Origin of the sequence: Kitasatospora sp. SC0581, assembly GCF_048159585.1 — a bacterium.
In the GTDB taxonomy this organism is placed as follows: Bacteria; Actinomycetota; Actinomycetes; order Streptomycetales; family Streptomycetaceae; genus Kitasatospora.
Genome location: NZ_JBLRWA010000323.1, coordinates 1 through 316, shown reverse-complemented (window position 1 = coordinate 316; position 316 = coordinate 1). Strand labels below are relative to the sequence as shown.

At 59.5% G+C, this 316-nt stretch carries 1 protein-coding gene; it reads left to right on the top strand.

Features of this window, described 5'->3' with window-relative positions; translation table 11 throughout:
* Nucleotides 1-154: 154 nt before the first annotated feature.
* Nucleotides 155-316 (top strand): VOC family protein (locus tag ACLWS4_RS38305; RefSeq protein ID WP_416876610.1); only part of this gene is annotated, 162 nt, incomplete at its 3' end.

The window sequence follows — 316 nt, the reverse complement described above, 5'->3', positions numbered from 1 at the left end:
GACCGTCAGGAAGGTCGGTCACGTGACCGCTCCATGTCAACGGTTCGGACAGAGATTGATGGGATGTCCGATGCGTTCTGTCTCGCTGGATGCACTCCAGGAACGGAAATGGCCTAGATACATCCCATCTAAAAGTCTGTGGCAAGATCGCGGGATGCTACGACTCACCGACTTCATCATCGACTGCCCGGACACGATGAAGCTGGCCGCCTTCTACTCCGAGGTGACAGGGCTCCCGGTCAAGGAGGACAGCACCGACTTCTGGGCCGGCATCCGGTTCGGCGCGATCGAGCTGGCCTTCATCCGGGTGGACGAC